This is a genomic window from Sphingomonas dokdonensis (assembly GCF_002197685.1).
Taxonomy (GTDB): domain Bacteria; phylum Pseudomonadota; class Alphaproteobacteria; order Sphingomonadales; family Sphingomonadaceae; genus Sphingomonas; species Sphingomonas dokdonensis.
The window spans coordinates 307,449-327,796 of record NZ_NBBI01000001.1 but is presented as its reverse complement, the minus strand read 5'-3'; the positions used below and the strand labels follow the sequence as shown (position 1 = coordinate 327,796).

Sequence of the window (20,348 nt, the reverse complement as noted above, 5' to 3'; positions counted from 1 at the left end):
GCTTTTTCTTTCCTGTGGCACAATCGGGCGGTTGCAGGCGCGCCGGAGCGCTATCGCGCTAGCTTCGGCTGGTACGAAGCGGCCTGCCACCGGCCGGGCCGATCCGTCAGTTAACGACTCAGGATAGCCAGTCCGGCATCCCGCGCTGATTGCGGATTCCAGCCCACCAACCGGCCATGGCGGCCTTCCACTGGGCATGAGCGCCGCGGCGCCCGAAGCGCGCCCACGCGAGCAGAAAGGCAAGCGGAGCGGCGACGAGCAGGCGCGCCGGCGCCGTATCGCGCACGACATGGAGCTTGTTGCGCTCATCGAGATAGACCGGCAGCCGCGGCCGATGATGGATCCGGGCGGCTGAGCCGGTGGTGCCGCCCTGGCCGTGGCATATTCGCGCGCCCGACGCGAAGCCAAGGCGCATGCCGCGGCTGCGGGCGCGCAGGCACCATTCGATCTCCTCCGCGTACAGGAAATAATCGTCGCGCATCGGCCCCGCGACGGCGAGGAAACGCGGCCCGATCAACATGCACGCACCGAGCAGATAGTTGGTAAGCGCCTCGACGCGTCGGGGATCGACCGGCGCGTCCAGTGCCGTGCCGATGCCGATCGATTCGGCGCGCGCGAGCCACGGGTTCCAGCGGCCGCCCAAAGCCTGGATACGGCCATCGGGATGATAGAGCGTGCCGCCTACCGCGTCGCAATCGCCGCGCGCGAGCCGATCGACCAGCGCCTGCAGCGCGGCGGGCTCCGGCGCGGCATCGGGGTTCAGAACCCACCATGCCGCGGCATGCGGGCGCGCCGCGATACAGGCGTTGAGGCCGCCGGCATAGCCAAGGTTGGCACTCTGATCGAGCAGCGTCACCGCCTGCCCGCCTGGCAGCGTTGCCGGGAGCGAATGCGCCAGGCGCGCGCGCGCGGCGTCGCCGCCATTCTCACAAAGCACGACCTCGAACTCGGTGAAGCTGGATCTGCCGACGGCATCGAGGCAGCGCGCGATCAATGCGGGATCGCGAAAGGATACGATGCAAACCGCGATCGGCGTCACGCGCGTGCGCTCACGAGGCGGCGCAGGCCATCGCCGAAGCGCCAGAGCCGCAGCCGCGCGAGCGTCGCGACGCCGCGTGCCCGCTCCAGTGCGCCGGCCAGGGTCGGACTGGCGATGATCCGCGGGGCATGGATCAGGATCGATGCCGGCATCGCAGCCGTCGCGAGCAGCCAGCGAAACCGACCGCGCGGCGTCATCAGCATGTTGGCATAAAGCTCCGCGTTCAGCCGCTGCCATTTGACGAGCAGCGCCCCCCAGTCCGCCCGCGCCGGATGGGCGACCTGTGCCCCTGGCGCATAGCCGATGACATAGCCGAGCGCGCGCGCCCGCAGGCACCAATCGCGATCCTCCGACATACCGACGTGAAACGGGCCGGTCGCGGCATGCACGGCGCGATGGCAGAAGAGATTGGCGGTGACGGAAAAGCCCTCGCGCTCCACGTAGCGGCGATTGTTGAAGGCGAAGACCGCTTCATACGCTTCCGCCCCCGATTTGCCGCTGCCGGCGAACAGCAACGTCACCGCGCCGCCGACGAGATCGTGATGGTCGAGCGCAGCGACGCCGTTGGTGAGCCAAGCCGGGCCAGGCACGCAATCGGCATCGGTGAAGGCGAGCAATGCCCCGCGCGACGCCGCTACGGCGGCGTTGCGTGCGGGGCCGGCGCCGCGCGCGGCCGCGATCACCAAACGTGCTCGTCCAGCGATGGTCGCGCGCACCGCCGCCTCGCCGCACGGGCTCATGTTGTCCGCCACGACGATCTCGAAACGCTCGCGTGGAAAGGACTGCGCCTCCAGCGCGGCGAGGCATCGATCCAGCCCGGCAAGATCGTTGAAATGCGGGATGATGACGCTGACGTTTGGCATCGCGCTCAGGCTGCCGCCGCCATGCTGGTCCACGCGCGCAGCGACCCGCTGGTCGGATGATAGGCGAGCGCCGGATTGTCCCTGACCAGTGTGCGCAGGGCGACCAGATCGAGCTCCCACCAGCGGCTCTGCTCCAGCGCCGCCTGCACGTCGCGCGGGAAGCGTTCGCGCAGCACGCGGGCCGGGTTGCCGGCAACCACGGCATAGCGCGGCACGTCGCGCGTGACGATCGCACCCGCGCCGATGATACTGCCGCGTCCGATGCGGCGGCAGCCTGGAAGGATGATGGCGTGGTGCCCGATCCAGACATCGTCCTCGATCACTTGTGGATCTTCATAATGGATGTCGGCATCCACCACGCCGAACTTGCGCTCGTACAGGGCCGGGTGGGTGGTGATCGCCTCGATCGGGTGGTTGATCGGCGCGGATCGCGCGGTCTTCGCGATCGAACAATAGCGACCGACGACCAGCGGCCCCGGCATGCGCCACTGATCGAAGCAGCCGTAGCTGTACAGGCCGACGTCGACCCGATGCCGCTCACGGAACCAGCGGCGCAACGGCTGGCTGGTGAACGGATCGCGCTGCCAACGCCAGATCCTTGCCCGTTCCATGGCCCGTGCCGCCACGCTCAACATCGCCGTCCCCCGCTCCTGCCTGCCCGCTGATAGCGGAAAGACCGGGCGCGCCGCGGCTAGCACATTCGAAATGGACCCAGTTTCACCCGCGGATTGCCAGCGCAGCCAGAACCAAGGTCCCGACAATCGCGGCGAGCTGCACCGTTCGCCAATCAATCAGCCCGACCGCGTCGGGATCGTGCCGCCGGGTCCGCCGGTGATCGCGCCACGCCGCGCCGGCGGCGGCCATCGCGCAAGATGCTGCCGCCCCGACCAGCATCGCTTGCGTTGCCATTCTTCTGCCTCCACACCCGCACCCATGACGTGCCCCAAGGGAGAGAGATAATGCGCACCATCGGCTTTGCGACCGTTCTGATCGTTTCCGCCGCAGCGGTAAGCGCCCAGCCCGCGATGCAGGCGCAGCCCAAGCCCTCCGCCGCGATCACGGCGGCGGTGCGTAGTGCCCAACGCAGCGACGTGAACCGGCAGCGCGACGAGTATCGCCATCCGGCCGAGACTCTCGCGTTCTTTGGCGTGAAGCCCACCGACACGGTGGTGGAGTTCAGCCCCGGCGGCGGATGGTACACCGAGATCCTGGCCCCGCTGGTCAAGGGCAAGGGCCGCTATGTCGCGCTGGTGAACGAACGCGGCAAGGCAGGCGCGGAGAAGATGCTGGCAAGCAAGCAGGCATGGTTCGGCCCGACGACGGTCGCAACGATCGATGGCGCAACGGGCAAGAGCAATGTGCCGGCGGGCAGCGCCGATGTGGTGCTGACGTTTCGGAACGTGCACAACCTGCTGATGGGCGATGATCCGGCAGTGGCCGCGCGCACCTTTGCTGCGTTTCACACCATGCTGAAGCCCGGTGGCACGCTGGGCGTCGTCGACCATCGCTTGCCCGAGACGATGGACACCGCGCTGGAGAAGAAGAGCGGCTACAGCAAGCGGTCAACGGTCGTTCGGCTGGCGCAGGCGGCCGGCTTCAAGCTGGTCGGCGAAAGTGCGGTGAACGCCAATCCGAAGGACACGCACGATCATCCGGCCGGCGTGTGGACCCTGCCGCCGACCTTTGCGCAAAAGGATGCCGATCGGACCAAATATGCCGCGATCGGCGAAAGCGACCGCTTCACGCTGAAGTTCGTCAAGACCAAGTGAGGCACGGCGCGGTAGTGAAGACGGCCGACGAGATGGACCTCATGCGCGAGTCCGGCCGGCTGCTGGCGTCCGTGTTCGAGATGCTCGACACGCAACCGCTGGCCGGGCTGTCGACGCTAGCGGTCAACGATCTCGTCGAGCATTTCATCACCGATACGCTGGACGCCCGACCGGCGAGCAAGGGCCAATATGGCTATGGCTTCGTGCTGAACTGCTCGATCAATCATGTGGTGTGCCATGGCGTTCCCGACGAGAACGAGATCATCCGCGACGGGGACATCATCAACCTGGACATCACGCTCGAAAAGAACGGCTTCATCGCCGATTCGAGCAAGACGTACATGGTTGGTGAGATAGCACCTGCTGCGCGCCGGCTGGTACGGGTGGCGCAAGAGGCGATGTGGAAGGGCATTCGCTCGGTGCGACCCGGCGCCCATGTCGGAGATATCGGCGCCGCGATCGAGCGGCATGCCAAGAAGAACGGCTATTCCGTGGTGCGCGAATATTGCGGCCACGGCATCGGCCGCGAAATGCACGAAGAGCCGCAGGTGCTGAATTTCGGCAAGCCCGGCACGGGCCCGATGCTGCGCGAAGGCATGACCTTCACCGTCGAGCCGATGATCAATCAGGGCAGCCGCAAGGTCACGACCGAGGCCGATAGCTGGACGGTCGTCACCGCTGATCGCAAGCTATCGGCGCAGTTCGAACATACGGTTGCGGTGACGCATGACGGCGTCGAGGTGCTCACCCTGCGGGCCGACGAGCGGGCGCTGGGTACCGTTCGCGCCTGATCGCTGCCGCCTCGCCCTGCGCGATGCGGCTAGCAGCACCGTCAGCCCGCGAGTTTGTTCACCTTGTCCTGCAGCCGCGCCAGTTCCGCCTTGAGCGACGCGATCTCGTCATCCTTGCTGCCGCCGGCGGCGGCAGGTGCCGTAGGCGTGGCGGGCTTGAACGCGCTGGTCGCCGCTTCGAATACGGCCATGTTGCGCTTGGCCATCTCGGCGAACGGAGAGCCGGCAAAGGCGCCCTCGACCGCGGATTTGAACTGCGCCTGATTGTGCCGGAAGCTGTCCATCGATGCTTCGAGGTAGCCGGGCACCATCGCCTGCATCGAATCGCCGTACATGGCGATGAGCTGACGGAGGAAATTAACGGGCAGCATCGGCTGGTCGCCGCGCCCCTCTTCTTCCATGATGATCTGCGTGAGGATGCTGTGGGTAATATCCTCGTCGGTCTTGGCGTCGACGACCTTGAACTCACGTCCCTCGCGCGTCATCGCGGCGAGATGCTCGAGCGTGATGTAGGATGAGCTTTCGGTATTATAGAGGCGGCGATTGGCGTATTTCTTGATGATGATCGCGCCCTCTCCCGTGTGCTGCTTCTTCATCGCGATGCCCCGCTTATGATTTCATCCCGCGCTACAGCATCTGTTTCGGCGCCGCAACACGGCCCGCGGCCCCTCCCCCTGTTCCTCGACATGCTGCGCAGCGAAACCGCAGCATCTGAGCTGCGACGGGCGCAGACCTTGGCAGGCCTGCGACGCTATCAGGAGGCGCCGCGGGTCGGCCGAAGGATGGCGAAGGCTGCGCGGCGCCAAGGCCGGGCGCGATTGCGCGATTATGGCGGCGCGGGTCGGCCGGTGATCTTCGTTCCGTCTTTGATCAATCCACCCTTCATCCTTGACCTGATGTCTAACCGCTCACTGGTGCGGTGGATGGCGCAGCAGGGCTTTCACGTCTGGCTGCTCGACTGGGGCGAGCCGCAACCGGCGGACCGGGCGATGGATGTCGCCAATCACGTTGCGCAACTCCTGCTCCCGCTGCTGCGCCGCTTTCCACAGCCGCCGGTGCTGGTCGGTTATTGCCTGGGGGGCATCCTGAGCATCGCGGCGGCGGCAGTCAGCGATTGCGCCGGCGTGGCAACGATCGCGTCGCCTTGGCAGTTCGACGGCTATGGCGCGGCACGCCGCGATATCGGCGCCCTTTGGGATGCGGCGAAGCCTGCGTGCGCCGAGCTCGGGCTCGTGCCGATGGAGGTCCTGCAGACCGGCTTCTGGCGGCTCGATCCGGCGCGCACGATCGCCAAGTTCGAAGCATTCGCCACGATGCCCGACGATGCGGCGGCGATGTTCGTCGCGATGGAGGATTGGGCGAACGGCGGCGCGCCGCTGACCTATGCGGCAGGCGCGGAACTGTTCGAGGGCATGCTGCTGGCTAATGCACCGGGGGAAGGACGCTGGCAGGTGGCGGGTCGCACGATCGATCCGCTGGCGCTTGCCTGCCCGACGATCGAGTTCGTCTCCTTGAACGATCGGATCGTTCCCGCGGCAACCGCGGTCGGACTTGCCGATCGACGCGACCTGGGTGCTGGCCACGTCGGCATGATCGTCGGCAGCCGCGCGCAGGAGCAGCTCTGGGCGCCACTGCGCGACTGGCTCGCCGCCCTACCCTGACCCTAGCGCCAGACGCGATCGAAGCGGCGGCCGAGACCGGTCAGCAGCTCATATTGCGAGACATCCGACGCAGCCGACGCGCGCGGCAGGTCGGGATCGAAGGCGACCCACTCGCCCTCCGCTATGTCCACGCCGGTGACGTCCAATGCGGTCAGATCCATCGACACACGGCCGATGACGGGTACGGCGACGTTGCCGACGAAGGCCGTACCACGATTGGAGAAGGCGCGGCGGTAGCCATCGGCATAGCCGAGGTTGACGACCGCGACATCGCTATCCCGCTGCGCCGTCCACGTGAGATTGTAGCCGACTCGGCCGCCGGCCGGAACGCGGCGACGCTGCAGCACCTCGGCTTCGATCGTCACCACGGGGCGGATCAGCCCCGCCAACCCTTCGCTTGGAACGGCGCCGTAGAGGGCAACGCCCGGCCGAGTGAGATCAAAGGCGAAGTCGGGGCCGAGCGCAATCCCGGCTGAATTGGCGAGGCTGACCCGGCGCGCGCCCGATCGTTCGGCGATCGATGCGAGGGTGGCGCGTTGCTGTCCGTTGATCGGCGCACTCTGCTCTTCGGCGGAAGCGAGGTGACTCATCAGCACATCGACCGGGAGTCCCGCGAGCAGCCCCGCGGCGATATCCTCCGGCGCGATGCCTAGCCGGTTCATGCCGGTATCCACCATGACGTGGCACAGCCCGGCGCCTGCCGTGCGCCAGCGCTGCACCTGCGCCGTCGTGCTCAACACGGGACGCGCCGCGAGCTGATGCACCATCGGCATGTCGGCATCGCGAACGCCATGCAGCACCGAAACCGAGATGTCGGACCGGTCGAGCGAAGCCGCCTCCGCCCAGGTGGCGACGAAGAAGTCGCGGCAGCCTGCGTCCGCCAACCGCGTGACTACCGCGTCTGCGCCCAGTCCATAGCCATCCGCCTTGACCGCCGCGCCGCACGCTGCGCGGCCGCTGAGGCGGGCCAGGGTTCGCCAGTTCTCGACAAGTGCGGCGCCATCGAGCCGCAGGCGATTGGGTCCGTTCATCCGCCGCCGGATAGCGGCCGCGCCTCGCTTGCGCCACCATCACCCGCCGCCTTGTCCCGTGCCGCGCGCCAAAGCGACGCGCGGCACGGGTAAGCGCATCAGTCCTTCAGGCCAGCGGGGACGATGCCGCCATTCTTCTCAAGCTCGCGCATCACCGCCTTGTGAAGCCAGATGTTCATTTCGGCCGAGCCGTCCTTGGCGCCGGTGTAGCCGAGTTCGGTCGCCAGTTCCTTGCGGTTCGCTAGGCTGGAATCGATGTCGAGCAGCTTCATCAAGTCGACGATCGACGTGCGCCAGTTGAGCGTCTGCCCCTGCTTCTCGGCGCGCTCGGACAGCACCTTTTCCACATCGACCGGCGCTGCGGCAGGGGCGGCAGCGGGCGCCTGTACCGACGGAGGCGCCGCAGGCGTTGCCGTCGGGGTCGGACGCGGCGCGGCGCCGGGAGCAGGTGCCGCTTGCGGCGCAGGCTTGCCGGAGAACTGCCCGCCGAGCGGCCCACGATCGCCGAAGATCGCCTTCTTAATGGCGCCAAAGATACTCACATCACTACTCCCGTTGATGGATGGTGATGGGCAAACGCCAGATGCGCGCAATGGTGCCGACGATCAGAGCGGAGCTATATCGATAATCTCGATCGCGTCGGCGCGGCCATTGAAGGCAACGAACTCGGCCGTCGTCGCACCCATCATTGCGCGGACCAGGGGCGCGGAAAAGGCGAGCTGCCCGGCGGCCGGATCGGCCTCGTCATCGCCGACGATGCCGATTTCCTTAACTGTGCCATTCAGGCGGAAACGCACGCGGGTGCCGAACGCCACCTCATCCTCGGGCGGCTCGGGCGCAAGGATCGCGGTAGCGCGCCGCGTTTTCCAGTAGCGCAGCCAACGCGCGATGTCCTCGCGGCCAAGCTCGTCCGCGGCGGCGAGGTCAGCCTGCAACGCGGCAATTTTCTCGTCGATCAGCGCACGGCCGCGCGGGGTGACGAGATTGGGCCCGGCCGGCAGCGGCACCTCGAAGCGCGGCTCCTTGTGTTCCTCATCGCTCTCACGGCGGAAGGCGACGCTCACGACCCGCCCTGCCCGGATGCCTGCGCGGTCTTGATGATGGCGGAGAAATCGAGACTGCCGTGCTCGGCGGCGAACGCTTCGTAAAGTTCGGTCGAGCGGGTGCCGAGCGGCAGGTTGGCGCCCGCTTCGGCCGCAGCGGCCATGGCAAGGCGCAGATCCTTCAGCATCAGCGCGGCGGCGAACCCGCCCTGGTAATCGCGATCCGCCGGGCTTTCCGGGCCAACGCCGGGCAGCGGACAATAGCTGGTCATCGACCAGCTCTGGCCGGTCGCCTTGCTGGAAATGTCGTAGAACACCTGCGGATCGAGCCCAAGCTTCTCGGCGAGCGCAAAGCCTTCGCAGGTCGCGATCATCGTGCCGGCAAGAATCAGGTTGTTGCACATCTTGACCGCCTGCCCCGCGCCGCTGGCGCCGGCGTGGATCACGGCCTTGCCCATGTCTTCCAGAAACGGCTGCGCGGCGGCAAACCCCGACTCCGTGCCGCCGACCATGAAGGTGAGCGTGCCGCCGTTCGCCGCGGCGATCCCGCCCGAGACGGGTGCGTCGACCGCCTCCAGGCCGCGGGCCTGCGCATCGCTGGCGAGCTGGCGCGCGGTGGCGACGTCGATGGTCGAGCAATCGATCAGGATCGCGCCGGGCGCTGCCTTGCCGAACACGGCATCGGCATAGACCTGTGCGACATGCTTGCCGGCGGGCAGCATGGTGATGATCGCCTCGGCACCCTCGATTGCCTCTGCGGCATCAGCGACCGGCAGGCAGCCCGCCTTTTTCGCACGATCGAGCGCGTCCTGGCTGAGATCAAAGGCGCGCACGTCATGCCCCGCCTTGGCAAGGTTCGCGGCCATACCCCCGCCCATATTGCCCAGACCGATGAATGCAACTCGTGCCATGTTCTTCTCCTTGAAGCCCCTCCACCTTCAGCGGAGGGGTTGGGGGTGGGATGTCTCAGTCTCACCAAGACTACCGATCGAAGCGGCCACCCCGCGGATCGCCTCCCACCCCTACCCCTCCCCGGAAGGGGAGCGGCTAGGGCCCTGGATTACCGGCCCTTCCAGACGCCGGGACGCTTCTCGATGAAGGCGGCCATGCCCTCGGCCTTGTCCTCGGTCGCCGTCAAGATCTGGAACAGGCGACGCTCGGTCAGGATGCCCTGCGCGAGGTTCGTCTCGAACGCGGCGTTGACCATTTCCTTGTTCACCATCGCGGCCATCGGCGGCATGCCGGCGATAAGTTCGGCAGTCTTCAGCGTCTCTTCGAGCAACGAGGCGAGCGGCACCACCTTGGCGACGAGGCCCGAGCGTTCGGCCTCGGCCGCGTCCATCATACGGCCGGTGAGGCACATTTCCATCGCCTTTGCCTTGCCGATGGCGCGGGTCAGCCGCTGCGAGCCGCCCATGCCGGGTGCGACGCCCAGCTTGATCTCCGGCTGGCCAAACTTCGCGGTATCGGCGGCGTAGATGAAGTCCGCCATCATCGCGAGCTCGCAGCCGCCACCCAGCGCGAAACCGTTGACCGCCGCGATCCACGGCTTGCGCGTCGCCACCACGCCGGTCTGCCAGCCGGCGAAGAAATCCTGCAAAAAGAAGTCGGCCGCCGCCATGTCGGCCATCTGCTTGATGTCCGCGCCGGCGGCGAATGCCTTTTCGCCCGAGCCGGTGAGGACGAGGCAGCGCTGGCCATCGTCCTTGTCGTACTTGCCGAACGCCGCAGACAGATCGGCGAGCACGTCGCTGTTCAGCGCATTCAGCGACTGTGGGCGATTGAGCGTGACGAGCGTGACGGCACCGCGCTGCTCGACGAGGATGTTGGCATATTCGGTCATCAGTCTCTCCGTTCGTGGTCGCGGGCGCTGGTCCGGCGTGACGATGTGGTGTTGATCAGGCGGGCGTCCATGCCTCGGCTTCGGGGAGCGGCGCGAAGATCTGGTCGATCACATGGTCGCTGACGCCGTCCGGCGTTGCGGGATCCCACTTGGGTGCATTGTCCTTGTCGACGATCACCGCGCGCACGCCTTCAAGAAAATCGTGGCGCTGCACCACCCGTGCGCCGACGGCATATTCCTGGCGCATCTCGTCCTCGAAGGTCGGCATCGACTTGCCGTCGAGCAAGAGCTTGAGGCTGACCTTCATCGTTTGCGGCGACTTGGTCTTGAGCGTCGCGAGCGTGGCGTCGGCGAACTCTCCGCCGTCCGCCTCAAGCGCGGCGTAGATATCCTCCAGCCTGTCGAAGGCGAACAGGCGGTCGATCTCGGCCTGCTTGTCGAGCAGTGCGGCCGCGCCCGGCTTGGTGGACAGCGCGTCCAGCGCCTCGGCGATCGCGGCGGGGTCGGCGGTGATGCGGCGCTTCGCCTCCTCGACCTGATCCGCCGGCAAATAGTGCGTGGCGAGACCGAGCGCGAACGTTTCCGCGCCGTCGAGTCGATGGCCGGTCAGCGCCAGATATTGGCCCATCCGCCCCGGCAGGCGCGAAAGATACCAACCGCCGCCGACATCGGGGAACAGGCCGATGCCGGTCTCGGGCATGGCGAACTTCGTGTTCTCGGTGGCGACGCGATAGGTGCACGGCTGCGAGAGACCGACGCCGCCGCCCATGGTGATGCCGTCCATGAACGCCACGATCTGCTTGGCGTAGGTGAACAGCCGGTGGTTCATGCGATATTCGGTGTGGAAGAACTGGCGCGCCTCCGCCCCGTCCTTGGCGCCGCTCTCGGCCAGCATGCGGATGTCACCGCCGGCGCAGAAGCCTCGACCCTCCGCGTGATCGATGATGATCGCGCGCACATTGTCGTCGCTGCGCCATGTTTCGAGTGCCTCCAGCACGCCGACGCACATGGGCGTGGTGAGCGCGTGGATCGCCTTCGGGCGGTTCAGCCGGATGCGGCCGATCGGGCCTTCGACGCTGGTCAGGAGGTCACTGGTCATTCGCAAAATTCCCGAAACTCACGCACATGAGAGAAGATAAAGACGGTCGTTTCGCAGGCGATCCTATCTTCTCTCACATGAGCCGCGTGTAGGACAGTTACTGGCGCGTCAGTTCGCGGCCGACGATCATCCGCATAACCTGATTGGTGCCTTCAAGGATCGAATGCACGCGCAGGTCGCGCCAGAAGCGCTCGATCGGGTAATCCATCAGATAGCCGTAGCCGCCGTGGAGCTGCAGCGCGCGATCGACCACCGAGGATCCGGTGTCGGTCGACAACCGCTTCGCCATGGCGGCAAAGCGCGTCTTGTCCGGCGCATTGGCCGTCACCTTCGCCGCGGCGACGTAGAGCAGGTAGCGGGCGGCCTGAAGCTCGGTATCCATGTCGGCGAGCGTGAATTGGGTATTCTGGAAATCCGCGATCGGCTTTCCGAACTGCTGGCGATCCTTGGTATAGGCGATCGCCTCGTCGAGGCAGCGCTGTGCGCCCCCGAGCGAGCAGGCGCCGATGTTCAGGCGGCCGCCGTCGAGGCCCATCATCGCGAAGCGGAAGCCCTCGCCCTCCTGCCCGACGCGGTTGGCGACCGGCACCTTCACGTTATCGAACAGCACTTGGCGCGTGGGCTGCGCATGCCAGCCGAGCTTGCGCTCGTTGGCGCCGAACGAGACGCCGGGCATGTCCTTGTCGATGACGAGGCAGGAGATGCCCTTGGGCCCCTCCGCGCCGGTGCGCACCATCGTCACGTAGACTTCGTTCTCCCCGGCGCCGGAGATGAACTGCTTCGACCCGTTGACGATGTAGTGATCGCCCTCGAGCCGCGCGCTGGTCTTCAGCGCCGCCGCGTCGGACCCGGAGCCCGGCTCCGTCAGGCAATAGCTCGCCATCTTGTCCATGGTGACGAGGCTGGGGAGATAACGGCCCTTGAGATCGTCCGAGCCGAAGCGGTCGATCATCCACGACGCCATGTTGTGGATCGAGATGAAGGCGCTGGTGGCGGGGCAGCCATAGGCCATCGCCTCCATGATCAGCGCCGCTTCGAGCCGGCCAAGATTGATGCCGCCGCTTTCCTCACTGACGTAGATCGCCGCAAAGCCAAGCTCGGCGGCGGCCTTGATCGTCTCGCGCGGAAAGATGTGCTTTTCGTCCCATTCGGCGGCGAACGGCGTGATCTGGTCCGCGGTGAAGCGCCGGGCGAGCTCCTGGATCTCGCGCTGGTCGGATGTGAGGTCGAACTGGTCAGTCATCGGAAGGGCCTTAACGGAAGACGACGGTGCGCGCACCATTGGCGAGGACGCGGCGCTCGGCGATCCAGCGCACGGCGCGCGCCAGAACCTGCGCCTCGATATCGCGGCCGATCGCGATCAGCTCCTCGACAGTGGCGCGATGATCGACGCGCTCGGCGGCCTGTTCGATGATCGGCCCCTCGTCGAGGTCGGTGGTTACGAAGTGCGCGGTGGCGCCGATCAGCTTCACCCCGCGGGCATGCGCCTGGTGATAGGGCTTGGCGCCCTTGAAGCTGGGCAGGAAGCTGTGGTGGATGTTGACGCAGCGCCCGGCGAGCGCGGCAACGAGGTCGGGCGAGAGCACCTGCATGTAGCGCGCGAGCACCATGAGCTCGGCGCCGGTGGATCGGAACAGGTCAACGATCTGCCGCTCCTGCGCCGCGCGGTTCGCGGCGGATACCGGCAGGTGGTGGAACGGCAGCCCGTGCCATTCCGCGAGGCCGCGCAACGTTTCGTGATTGGAGACGACGGCGACTGGATCGATCGGCAGCGCACCGATCGACCAGCGGTGCAGCAGATCGTTCAGGCAATGCGACGTGTTGGAGCAGGCGATCACCACCTTGGGCCGGTAATCGGCGGGCACCAACGTCCAGTCGAAGCCGAAGGCTTGCGCGACCTCGCTCAGGCGCTCCCGCAGATCGGGGCCGGTGAACACCAGCCGCATGAAGAAGCGCGCGGTGTCGAGATCGGCATATTGCTGGCTGTCGAGGATGAACCCGCCGGCCTCGGCCAGACGCCCGGTAACCGCCGCGACGATCCCCGCGCGATCCTGGCACGAGAAGGTGAGGATCCAGCTTTGCTCTGCCATCACGCGGCGGCCCTCTGATACCGGAGCGCGCCGCGCGGGGATAGGTGCCTTGCCGATCGCATGGGCATCATCCCATGGTCGGGATGACGAACGCATCCTGGATGCGGCTGGGGCCGCCATCCTCGCTGCCGCGCGGCAGGTCCGCCGAGCCATCGGGCCAGCGCTGGGTGATCGTCTTCACCTTGGTCCAAAACTTCACGCCTTCCATGCCGTGCTGGTTGGTGTCGCCAAACGCCGAGCGCTTCCAGCCGCCAAAGGTGTGATAGGCGACCGGCACCGGAATCGGCACGTTGATGCCGACCATGCCGACGTTGACGCGCGCGGCGAATTCGCGCGCGGCGTGGCCGTTGCGCGTGAAGATCGCGACGCCATTGCCGTATTGATGCTGGCTCGGCAGGCGGACCGCCTCGTCGAAATCCTTGGCGCGGACGATCTGGAGGACCGGGCCGAAGATCTCTTCCTTGTAGCTCTGCATGTCGGGCGTGACGTGATCGAACAGCGACGGGCCGACGAAGAAGCCGTCCTCATGCCCCTGCAACTTGAAGCCGCGACCGTCGACGACGAGCTCCGCGCCTTCGTCCACACCGGTCTGGATCCACTGCTCGACGCGTGCCTTATGCGCGGCGTTGATGACCGGGCCGTAATGCGCCTCGGCATCAGTGGAGACGCCAACACGCAGCGCCTCGATCGCCGGCAGCAGCTTTTCGCGCAGCGCCACCGCGGTCTTCTCGCCAACCGGCACGACAACGGGGAGCGCCATGCAGCGCTCGCCAGCGGAGCCGAAGGCAGCGCCCGACAGATCAGCGACGACCTGGTCGAGATCGGCATCCGGCATGACGATGCCGTGGTTCTTCGCGCCGCCCATCGCCTGAACGCGCTTTCCGGCGGCGACCCCGCGATTGTAGACGTAATGCGCGATGTCCGACGAACCGACGAAGCTGATCGCGCCGATCGCCGGGTGATCGAGGATCGCGTCAACCATTTCCTTGTCGCCGTTGACGACCTGGAAGATCCCCTCCGGCATGCCCGCTTCGCGCATCAGCTCGGCAAGGCGCACCGGCACCGACGGATCGCGCTCCGACGGCTTCAGGATGAAGGCGTTGCCGCAGGCCGTCGCCACCGCGCCCATCCACAGCGGGATCATCGCCGGGAAGTTGAACGGCGTGATGCCCGCACCGATGCCGATCGGCTGACGGGTCGAATAGACGTCGATGCCGGGGCCGGCGCCCTGCGTATATTCGCCCTTCAGCACATGCGGGATGCCGCAGGCGAACTCGACGACCTCAAGCCCGCGCTGAATGTCGCCCTTTGCGTCGGCGATCACCTTGCCGTGTTCGGACGAGAGGAGATGCGCAAGCTCGTCCATGTTCGCTTCGACCAGCGCCTTGAACGCGAACATCACGCGGGCGCGGCGCTGCGGGTTGGTCGCCGCCCAGCCCGGCTGTGCCGCCTGCGCCGCGGCCACCGCGCGATCGAGATCGGCCTGGGTGCCCAGCGTCACGCGCGCCTGAACCTTGCCAGTGTTTGGATCGAACACGTCGCTGCTGCGGCCGCCTGCCCCGCCCGTTCCGACGATATGATGATCGATGACGCGCATGCTCACTCTCCGGATAAGTTGCGCGGCTTTTACGCTCATGGTGTTTCTGCATACAAGGGCGCGAATTCGCAGCCGCGAGCTGCGATTTTGCATGCATCAATCGTTCGTGCGAGGATTGGCGCGCCATGCAGAATTGGGACGACCTGCGCATCTTTCTGGCCGTCGCGCATGCCGGGCGGGTCGCCGCGGCCGCGCGTGCCTTAGGCATCGACACGACCACCGTCGGCCGGCGGCTGCAGCGGCTGGAAGCGGCAATCGGCCAGCCACTGTTCGAATCGGTCGCGGGCGAACGGCGGCTGAGCGATGCGGGGCAGAAGCTGCTCGATCATGCCGAAACCGTCCACGCGGCGATCCTTGCCGCCTCCGAGGGCGAGCACAGTGGCGGGGTGGCAGGCCATGTACGGCTGAGCGTCGCCGAGGGACTGGCGACCAACGTGCTGGCGCCGCGACTCGACGATTTCACGGCGGCGAATCCGCTGATCCGGCTGGACCTCATCACCGCGTCGGGCTTCCTCGATCCGTCCAAGCGCGAGGCGGACATCGCCGTGATGCTCGCCCGTCCACGCAACCGGCAGCTGATCGCCACCCGCCTTACCGACTACCGCCTGCGCCTCTACGCCGCGCCGGCCCATCTGGCGCAGCACGGCACGCCGGCCACGGCACAGGCGCTGAAGCAGCATGTGCTGATCGGCTACGTGCCCGAGCATATTCATGCGCCCGAGCTCGATTATCTGTCGGAGGTGCATGACGGGCTGGTCGCCCGGCTCAGGTCGACCAGCATCAACGTGCAGCATGCGATGGTCCGATCGGGCGCGGGGATCGGCATCCTGCCCGATTTCGTTGCGGCAAAGGACCCGGGGCTGGTGCCGGTGCTGCCGGAGGTGATGCTGGCGCGCGCCTTCTGGCTGGTCACGCATGCCGACGGCCACAATGCGCCGCGCGTTCAGGCGGTGACCCGCTGGCTGCGCGATGCAACGGCGGCTATCATCTGACCGTTGGTGGCGTGCAACAGGAGATGACCTTGACCGACAGGCGCGAACCGCCGCTGGAGCCACTGCCGCCGGGCATGCCGGATCCCGATGCCCCCGCGGTGTTCGTCGATCGACCGGAGCGCGATCCCGCCAGCGGGCGACACCTGATCTTTGTCGCGATCGCGCTCGTCACGATGCTGCTGTTCTGGTGGGGCGCCTGACCGCGATCACGCGGGCACGGCGACCTTCACGACCTCGGGGAGGATGGCGTCGAGCAGCAGCATCCCCTGCTCGGTGACGCGCAGCCGATCGCCCTCGCGCCGGATCAGATCGGGCAAGCGCGCGACCGCACGGCTATCCACCAGCGCATCGGGCGTCGTGCCCGCGAGCGCGGCGATGCGCGCGAGATCGACGCCTTCGCGCAGGCGCAGCCCCATCAGCAACGCCTCCGACGCCTGCATCTCGGGCGCGAGCGGCTCCTCCGCCTCCAGCCCGTGGCCGTTGCGCTCGACGGCGGCGAGCCAGTTTTCCGGCTTCTTGCGGCGCACGGTGGCGAGCCCACCGCGACGGCCGTGCGCGCCCGGCCCGACGCCGGCGTAGGTCTGGTAGCGCCAGTACGCGAGATTGTGGCGGCTTTCCGCGCCGGGACGAGCGTGGTTGCTGATCTCGTACGCGGGCAGCCCGGCGGCGGCGGTGATCGCGCGGGTCGCCTCGAACAGGTCGGCGGCGGTGTCGCCGTCGGGGATGGTCAGGCGGCCGGCCGCGGCCTCGGTATGGAAACGCGTGCCGGGCTCGATCGTCAGCTGGTAGAGCGACAGATGTTCGGTGCCGAAGGCGAGCGCGCGCTCCAGCTCGGCGGTCCAGTCGGCGAGTGACTGATCGGGGCGGGCGTAGATCAGGTCGAAGCTGACGCGCGGAAAGACTCGCTGCGCGATCGCCAGCGCGGCGAGGCTTTCGTCCACGTCATGCGCGCGGCCGAGGAAGCGGAGCGCGTCATTGTCGAGCGCCTGCAGCCCAAGCGAGACGCGGTTCACGCCGGCGGCGGCCAGATCGGCGAAGCAGGCGGCCTCGACCGACGACGGGTTGGCCTCCAGCGTGATCTCGATGCCGGGCGCGAAGCCCCAGTGGCGTTTCGCCGCGTTCAGCACCGCTGCGACGGTTTCGGGCGGCATCAGCGAGGGCGTGCCGCCGCCGAAGAAGATCGAGGTCAGCCGGTGGCCGGGCAGCACTGACGCCTCGTGTGCGAGGTCTGCCAGCAGCGAGTCGCGCCAGAGCTGCTGATCGACGCTGGTGCGGACATGGCTGTTGAAATCGCAATACGGGCATTTCGAGACACAGAACGGCCAGTGGACGTAAAGCGCCAGAGGATTGTCGGGGATCATGATCGTGCCGATATGGCGGCGATGACGCTGCGACGCCACCTCCTCGCTCTCACCCTGTTGCTATCGGCTTGCGCGCAAGGGCCCGAGCGGGTGGTAGAGCAGAGTCCGACGACCGTGCCGGCGCCGCGCGGATCGGCGCTGCTGCGGCAGGTGATGCTTGACGGGCAGAACCGCGTACGCGCCGAGGCGGGCGTCGCGCCGCTGCAATGGGACGAGGCGCTGGTCGCCAGCGCGCGGGCCTATGCCGAGGAGATGGCGCGGACCCGTCGCTTTGCCCACGCCGAGCAGCCGCATGGGCCGACGCGCGAGGGCGAGAATCTGTGGACCGGCACGCGCGGCGCCTATCGCTTCGAGGAAATGCTGGGCCATTGGGCGGCGGAGGGGCGCGACTTCGTCAATGGCGTGACGCCCGCGTTCAGCCGCACCGGCAAATGGCAGGACGTGTCGCATTACACCCAGATGATCTGGCGCCGGACCACGCGGGTGGGCTGCGCCATCGCATCCAACCGGCGCGACGATTATCTGGTGTGCCGCTACAGCCCCGCCGGCAATGTGGTGGGCGAGCGCACGCTCTGAGGCAGTCCGCTCGCCAGCCTAGTTAGAAGATGCTTGTCAGAAGACCGCGGCGACCATCTGATTGAACGCGTCGGCGCGGTGGCTGATGGTGTGCTTCTCGTCCTGATCCATTTCGCCGAAGGTTTCGCTGCGGCCGTTGGGCAGGAACATCGGATCGTAGCCGAAGCCCTTGTCGCCGCGCGGCGGCCAGACGAGCGTGCCGTCGACGCGGCCTTCGAACCATTCGACATGGCCGTCGGGCCACGCCAAGGCCAGAGCGCAGACGAAGTGCGCGTCGCGAGATGCGTCGTCGATCGCGGCGACCTTGTCGTTCACCAGCTGCATGGCGAGGCCGAAATCCTTGCTCTCGCCCGCCCAGCGCGCGGAAAAGATGCCCGGATCGCCGTTCAGCGCCTCGACGCACAGCCCGCTGTCGTCGGCGAGCGCCGGCAGGCCCGAGAGGTCCGCCGCGGCGCGCGCCTTCAGCTCCGCGTTCATGACGAAGGTGGTACCGGTCTCCTCCGGCTCAGGCAGATCGAGTTCCTTGGCGGAGACAACATCCAGCCCGTGCCCTTCAAGCAGGGCGGCGATTTCGCGCACCTTGCCGGGATTGTGGCTGGCGATCACCAGCTTGCCCGGTTGGAGCTTACGGATCGCCTGCGGCTCGCTGCCCTCGCCGCTCATGCGCGGATCGCCCGTTCCTGCGCCGCGAAGATCTCGGTGCAGCCGATCCGGGCGAGGCGAAGGAGGCGAAGCAGCGCTTCCTCGTCATAGGTCGCGTGCTCGGCGGTGGCCTGCGCCTCGGCAATGTTGCCGTTTTCGAGCAGCACGAAATTGCCGTCGGCGTCGGCGTTTGAGTCCTCGTCATAGTCGAGGTCAAGCACCGGATTGCCCTGGAAGATGCCGCAGCTGATCGCGGCGACCTTTTGCGCGATCGGATCCTTCTCGATCTTGCCCGCCTGCATCAGCCCGTTCACGGCGAGGCGCAGCGCGACCCAGGCGCCCGAGATCGAGGCGGTGCGCGTGCCGCCATCGGCCTGGATAACGTCGCAATCGAGCACGATCTGGCGCTCGCCCAGCGCTGCCATGTCGGTGACTGCGCGCAGCGAGCGGCCGATCAGGCGCTGGATTTCCTGCGTCCGGCCCGACTGCTTGCCCTTCGCCGCCTCGCGGCTGCCGCGGGTGTGGGTGGCGCGCGGAAGCATGCCATATTCGGCGGTGACCCAGCCCTGCCCCTTGCCGCGCAGGAACGGCGGCACCCGTTCCTCGACGCTGGCGGTGACGAGTACCTTGGTATCGCCAAAGCCGATCAGCACCGAGCCTTCGGCGTGGCGGGTGAAGTTCGGCTCGATGGTGATGGCGCGCATCTGATCGGGCGCACGGCCGCTGGGACGCATGATAGTGACTCCTGATGCCGCTCGGCGGGAACCGGAAAGCGCCACGCGCTTTTTTGCAGGCGCGTGGCAATCATCCGGATGACACCCCGGCGAGTTGCGTTGATTTCTGCCGGCCGTAGCCGCTGGATGATTGCCGCGCCAGTATGCGCAGCCTAGATTTGAGCCGTGACCGCTTCCCCGCCGATAACCGAAATGTCCGACCGGGCGCGCGACATCTTTCGCCGCGTCGTCGATGGCTATCTGGCGAGCGGGCTGCCGGTCGGCTCCAAGACGCTGGCGCAGGCGGGGCTGAACCTTTCCCCCGCCTCGATCCGCAGCGTGCTGGCGCAGCTGGAGGACGCCGGGCTGCTCGCCGCGCCGCATACCTCGGCGGGGCGAATGCCGACCGAGCTTGGCCTTCGCCTTTTCGTGGATGGCATGATGCAGGCGCTAGAGCCCTCCGCGGAGGAGCGCGCGACGATCGAGTCGCGCGCCGGCCTCGGCGGCCCGGTGGAGGAAGCGCTGGCGGCCACGACCGCTGCGCTGTCCGGCCTGTCCGCCTGCGCGGGGCTGGTGATGGTGCCCAAGCACGAACAGGTGCTGCGCTCGATCGGCTTCGTGCCGCTGTCGCACGGCCAGGCGCTGGCCGTGCTGGTGAGCGAGGACGGCGGAGTGGAGAACCGCGTCGTCGATCTGCCGCCGGGCGTCGGGCCGAGCGCGCTGATAGAGGCGGGCAATTACATGTCGGCGACCTTGTCCGGGCTGACGCTGGCGGCGGCGCGGGCGCGGATCGATCGCGAGCTGGCGCAGGGCCGCGCAGCGGTGGACAGCGCGGCGCGCGCGCTGATCGAGCGTGGCATCGCCGTGTGGAGCGAGGATGGCGAACGGCGCCCGGTGCTGATCGTACGCGGCCAGGCGCGGCTGCTGGACGATGCCGCGGCGGCGGACCTCGACCGGGTACGCGACCTGCTCGACGACCTTGATGGGAGGCAGGAGGTGGCGGCGCTGCTCGATTCGGCGCGCGCGGGCGATGCGACGCGCATTTTCATTGGCGCGGAGAACAAATTGTTCGCGCTTTCGGGCTCCTCCGTCATTGCCAAGCCCTTTCGCGGCAGCGACGGGCGGGTGGTCGGCGTGGTGGGGGTGATCGGGCCGACGCGGTTGAACTACGCCCGTGTCGTGCCCATGGTGGATTTCACGGCCGCAACGCTCGCCCGGCTGATGGGTTGAGCGGCCAG

Annotated in this window: 24 protein-coding genes; 7 read left to right on the top strand and 17 right to left on the bottom strand. The window is 67.4% G+C overall.

What is annotated here, in order from left to right; all coding sequences use genetic code 11:
* Window positions 1–118: 118 nt before the first annotated feature.
* The 4 genes from SPDO_RS01585 to SPDO_RS01570 form a co-directional block, all read right to left on the bottom strand.
* Complete coding sequence (locus SPDO_RS01585; RefSeq protein WP_245828981.1) at window positions 119–1,039, bottom strand: glycosyltransferase family 2 protein; 921 nt, start codon at window positions 1,037–1,039, stop codon at window positions 119–121.
* Window positions 1,036–1,935, bottom strand: coding sequence for a glycosyltransferase family 2 protein (locus SPDO_RS01580; protein WP_245828978.1), 900 nt, complete (start codon window positions 1,933–1,935; stop codon window positions 1,036–1,038). The genes SPDO_RS01585 and SPDO_RS01580 overlap by 4 nt, the downstream gene beginning before the upstream one ends.
* Window positions 1,908–2,513, bottom strand: coding sequence for a CatB-related O-acetyltransferase (locus tag SPDO_RS17345; RefSeq protein ID WP_088365697.1), 606 nt, complete (start codon window positions 2,511–2,513; stop codon window positions 1,908–1,910). Before SPDO_RS17345 ends, SPDO_RS01580 begins: the two co-directional genes overlap by 28 nt.
* Before the next feature lie 106 nt (window positions 2,514–2,619).
* A complete protein-coding gene (locus tag SPDO_RS01570; RefSeq protein ID WP_088365696.1) occupies window positions 2,620–2,811 on the bottom strand; it encodes a hypothetical protein in 192 nt (63 codons plus the stop codon).
* 50 nt (window positions 2,812–2,861) lie between these two features.
* Between SPDO_RS01570 and SPDO_RS01565 the strand changes: the two genes are divergently transcribed.
* Together SPDO_RS01565 and map are read left to right on the top strand one after the other, a co-directional pair.
* On the top strand, window positions 2,862–3,671 hold the full coding sequence (locus tag SPDO_RS01565) for a class I SAM-dependent methyltransferase (protein ID WP_088365695.1): 810 nt from the start codon (window positions 2,862–2,864) through the stop codon (window positions 3,669–3,671).
* Window positions 3,672–3,685: 14 nt separating this feature from the next.
* Window positions 3,686–4,462: a type I methionyl aminopeptidase gene (gene map, locus SPDO_RS01560; RefSeq protein WP_281252542.1), complete on the top strand. Its 777-nt coding sequence runs from the start codon at window positions 3,686–3,688 to the stop codon at window positions 4,460–4,462.
* Window positions 4,463–4,503: 41 nt separating this feature from the next.
* Here the strand turns inward: map and phaR are convergent, their stop codons facing one another.
* Window positions 4,504–5,058 carry a polyhydroxyalkanoate synthesis repressor PhaR gene (phaR, locus tag SPDO_RS01555; RefSeq protein ID WP_088365694.1) on the bottom strand — a complete coding sequence of 185 codons (555 nt, stop codon included), beginning with the start codon at window positions 5,056–5,058 and terminating at the stop codon, window positions 4,504–4,506.
* Between the two features lie 300 nt (window positions 5,059–5,358).
* Between phaR and SPDO_RS01550 the strand changes: the two genes are divergently transcribed.
* Entirely contained in the window at window positions 5,359–6,123 is a 765-nt protein-coding gene (locus SPDO_RS01550) for an alpha/beta fold hydrolase (protein WP_342746646.1), read from the top strand.
* Between the two features lie 2 nt (window positions 6,124–6,125).
* Here the strand turns inward: SPDO_RS01550 and alr are convergent, their stop codons facing one another.
* The 9 genes from alr to SPDO_RS01505 all read right to left on the bottom strand — a co-directional run bounded on the left by alr (window position 6,126) and on the right by SPDO_RS01505 (window position 14,826).
* Entirely contained in the window at window positions 6,126–7,154 is a 1,029-nt protein-coding gene (gene alr, locus SPDO_RS01545) for an alanine racemase (protein WP_088365692.1), read from the bottom strand.
* A gap of 98 nt (window positions 7,155–7,252) precedes the next feature.
* Entirely contained in the window at window positions 7,253–7,696 is a 444-nt protein-coding gene (locus SPDO_RS01540) for a DUF3597 domain-containing protein (protein ID WP_088365691.1), read from the bottom strand.
* Between the two features lie 63 nt (window positions 7,697–7,759).
* Window positions 7,760–8,218, bottom strand: coding sequence for a GreA/GreB family elongation factor (locus SPDO_RS01535; RefSeq protein WP_088365690.1), 459 nt, complete (start codon window positions 8,216–8,218; stop codon window positions 7,760–7,762).
* Entirely contained in the window at window positions 8,215–9,108 is an 894-nt protein-coding gene (gene mmsB / locus SPDO_RS01530; RefSeq protein WP_088365689.1) for a 3-hydroxyisobutyrate dehydrogenase, read from the bottom strand. Before mmsB ends, SPDO_RS01535 begins: the two co-directional genes overlap by 4 nt.
* A gap of 149 nt (window positions 9,109–9,257) precedes the next feature.
* The gene (locus tag SPDO_RS01525) at window positions 9,258–10,040 is read right to left on the bottom strand and encodes an enoyl-CoA hydratase-related protein (RefSeq protein ID WP_088365688.1); all 783 of its coding nucleotides are present in this window, start codon (window positions 10,038–10,040) and stop codon (window positions 9,258–9,260) included.
* A 55-nt stretch (window positions 10,041–10,095) separates the two neighbouring features.
* Window positions 10,096–11,139, bottom strand: a complete 1,044-nt coding sequence (locus SPDO_RS01520) for an enoyl-CoA hydratase/isomerase family protein (RefSeq protein WP_088365687.1) — start codon at window positions 11,137–11,139, stop codon at window positions 10,096–10,098.
* A 97-nt stretch (window positions 11,140–11,236) separates the two neighbouring features.
* Window positions 11,237–12,382 carry an acyl-CoA dehydrogenase family protein gene (locus SPDO_RS01515; RefSeq protein ID WP_088365686.1) on the bottom strand — a complete coding sequence of 382 codons (1,146 nt, stop codon included), beginning with the start codon at window positions 12,380–12,382 and terminating at the stop codon, window positions 11,237–11,239.
* A 10-nt stretch (window positions 12,383–12,392) separates the two neighbouring features.
* On the bottom strand, window positions 12,393–13,229 hold the full coding sequence (purU, locus tag SPDO_RS01510; protein WP_088365685.1) for a formyltetrahydrofolate deformylase: 837 nt from the start codon (window positions 13,227–13,229) through the stop codon (window positions 12,393–12,395).
* A gap of 67 nt (window positions 13,230–13,296) precedes the next feature.
* The gene (locus tag SPDO_RS01505; protein ID WP_088366302.1) at window positions 13,297–14,826 is read right to left on the bottom strand and encodes a CoA-acylating methylmalonate-semialdehyde dehydrogenase; all 1,530 of its coding nucleotides are present in this window, start codon (window positions 14,824–14,826) and stop codon (window positions 13,297–13,299) included.
* A gap of 125 nt (window positions 14,827–14,951) precedes the next feature.
* Between SPDO_RS01505 and SPDO_RS01500 the strand changes: the two genes are divergently transcribed.
* Both SPDO_RS01500 and SPDO_RS16765 read left to right on the top strand, forming a co-directional pair.
* A complete protein-coding gene (locus tag SPDO_RS01500; protein ID WP_088365684.1) occupies window positions 14,952–15,818 on the top strand; it encodes a LysR substrate-binding domain-containing protein in 867 nt (288 codons plus the stop codon).
* Window positions 15,819–15,847: 29 nt separating this feature from the next.
* The gene (locus SPDO_RS16765; RefSeq protein ID WP_158212128.1) at window positions 15,848–16,018 is read left to right on the top strand and encodes a hypothetical protein; all 171 of its coding nucleotides are present in this window, start codon (window positions 15,848–15,850) and stop codon (window positions 16,016–16,018) included.
* Window positions 16,019–16,024: 6 nt separating this feature from the next.
* Here SPDO_RS16765 and hemW read toward each other — a convergent pair whose 3' ends face one another.
* A complete protein-coding gene (gene hemW, locus SPDO_RS01495) occupies window positions 16,025–17,179 on the bottom strand; it encodes a radical SAM family heme chaperone HemW (protein ID WP_088366301.1) in 1,155 nt (384 codons plus the stop codon).
* A 12-nt stretch (window positions 17,180–17,191) separates the two neighbouring features.
* Between hemW and SPDO_RS01490 the strand changes: the two genes are divergently transcribed.
* Window positions 17,192–17,755, top strand: a complete 564-nt coding sequence (locus SPDO_RS01490) for a CAP domain-containing protein (RefSeq protein ID WP_088365683.1) — start codon at window positions 17,192–17,194, stop codon at window positions 17,753–17,755.
* 36 nt (window positions 17,756–17,791) lie between these two features.
* Here the strand turns inward: SPDO_RS01490 and rdgB are convergent, their stop codons facing one another.
* Together rdgB and rph are read right to left on the bottom strand one after the other, a co-directional pair.
* On the bottom strand, window positions 17,792–18,418 hold the full coding sequence (rdgB, locus tag SPDO_RS01485) for an RdgB/HAM1 family non-canonical purine NTP pyrophosphatase (RefSeq protein ID WP_088365682.1): 627 nt from the start codon (window positions 18,416–18,418) through the stop codon (window positions 17,792–17,794).
* On the bottom strand, window positions 18,415–19,131 hold the full coding sequence (gene rph / locus SPDO_RS01480; RefSeq protein ID WP_088365681.1) for a ribonuclease PH: 717 nt from the start codon (window positions 19,129–19,131) through the stop codon (window positions 18,415–18,417). The genes rdgB and rph overlap by 4 nt, the downstream gene beginning before the upstream one ends.
* Window positions 19,132–19,323: 192 nt before the next feature.
* On the opposite strand from rph, the gene hrcA reads away from it, so the two are divergent.
* A complete protein-coding gene (gene hrcA, locus SPDO_RS01475) occupies window positions 19,324–20,340 on the top strand; it encodes a heat-inducible transcriptional repressor HrcA (protein ID WP_088365680.1) in 1,017 nt (338 codons plus the stop codon).
* The last annotated feature ends 8 nt before the right edge of the window (window positions 20,341–20,348 follow it).

What these genes read in the sequence shown, in the direction of transcription:
- SPDO_RS17345 (WP_088365697.1), bottom strand. Translation starts at nt 2,513, where the DNA reads ATGGAACGGGCAAGGATCTGGCGTTGGCAGCGCGATCCGTTCACCAGC.
- SPDO_RS01570 (WP_088365696.1), bottom strand. Translation starts at nt 2,811, where the DNA reads ATGGCAACGCAAGCGATGCTGGTCGGGGCGGCAGCATCTTGCGCGATG.
- SPDO_RS01565 (WP_088365695.1), top strand. Translation starts at nt 2,862, where the DNA reads ATGCGCACCATCGGCTTTGCGACCGTTCTGATCGTTTCCGCCGCAGCG.
- phaR (WP_088365694.1), bottom strand. Translation starts at nt 5,058, where the DNA reads ATGAAGAAGCAGCACACGGGAGAGGGCGCGATCATCATCAAGAAATAC.
- SPDO_RS01550 (WP_342746646.1), top strand. Translation starts at nt 5,359, where the DNA reads ATGTCTAACCGCTCACTGGTGCGGTGGATGGCGCAGCAGGGCTTTCAC.
- alr (WP_088365692.1), bottom strand. Translation starts at nt 7,154, where the DNA reads ATGAACGGACCCAATCGCCTGCGGCTCGATGGCGCCGCACTTGTCGAG.
- mmsB (WP_088365689.1), bottom strand. Translation starts at nt 9,108, where the DNA reads ATGGCACGAGTTGCATTCATCGGTCTGGGCAATATGGGCGGGGGTATG.
- SPDO_RS01525 (WP_088365688.1), bottom strand. Translation starts at nt 10,040, where the DNA reads ATGACCGAATATGCCAACATCCTCGTCGAGCAGCGCGGTGCCGTCACG.
- SPDO_RS01520 (WP_088365687.1), bottom strand. Translation starts at nt 11,139, where the DNA reads ATGACCAGTGACCTCCTGACCAGCGTCGAAGGCCCGATCGGCCGCATC.
- SPDO_RS01515 (WP_088365686.1), bottom strand. Translation starts at nt 12,382, where the DNA reads ATGACTGACCAGTTCGACCTCACATCCGACCAGCGCGAGATCCAGGAG.
- purU (WP_088365685.1), bottom strand. Translation starts at nt 13,229, where the DNA reads ATGGCAGAGCAAAGCTGGATCCTCACCTTCTCGTGCCAGGATCGCGCG.
- SPDO_RS01505 (WP_088366302.1), bottom strand. Translation starts at nt 14,826, where the DNA reads ATGCGCGTCATCGATCATCATATCGTCGGAACGGGCGGGGCAGGCGGC.
- SPDO_RS01500 (WP_088365684.1), top strand. Translation starts at nt 14,952, where the DNA reads ATGCAGAATTGGGACGACCTGCGCATCTTTCTGGCCGTCGCGCATGCC.
- hemW (WP_088366301.1), bottom strand. Translation starts at nt 17,179, where the DNA reads ATGATCCCCGACAATCCTCTGGCGCTTTACGTCCACTGGCCGTTCTGT.
- SPDO_RS01490 (WP_088365683.1), top strand. Translation starts at nt 17,192, where the DNA reads ATGGCGGCGATGACGCTGCGACGCCACCTCCTCGCTCTCACCCTGTTG.
- rdgB (WP_088365682.1), bottom strand. Translation starts at nt 18,418, where the DNA reads ATGAGCGGCGAGGGCAGCGAGCCGCAGGCGATCCGTAAGCTCCAACCG.
- rph (WP_088365681.1), bottom strand. Translation starts at nt 19,131, where the DNA reads ATGCGTCCCAGCGGCCGTGCGCCCGATCAGATGCGCGCCATCACCATC.
- hrcA (WP_088365680.1), top strand. Translation starts at nt 19,324, where the DNA reads ATGTCCGACCGGGCGCGCGACATCTTTCGCCGCGTCGTCGATGGCTAT.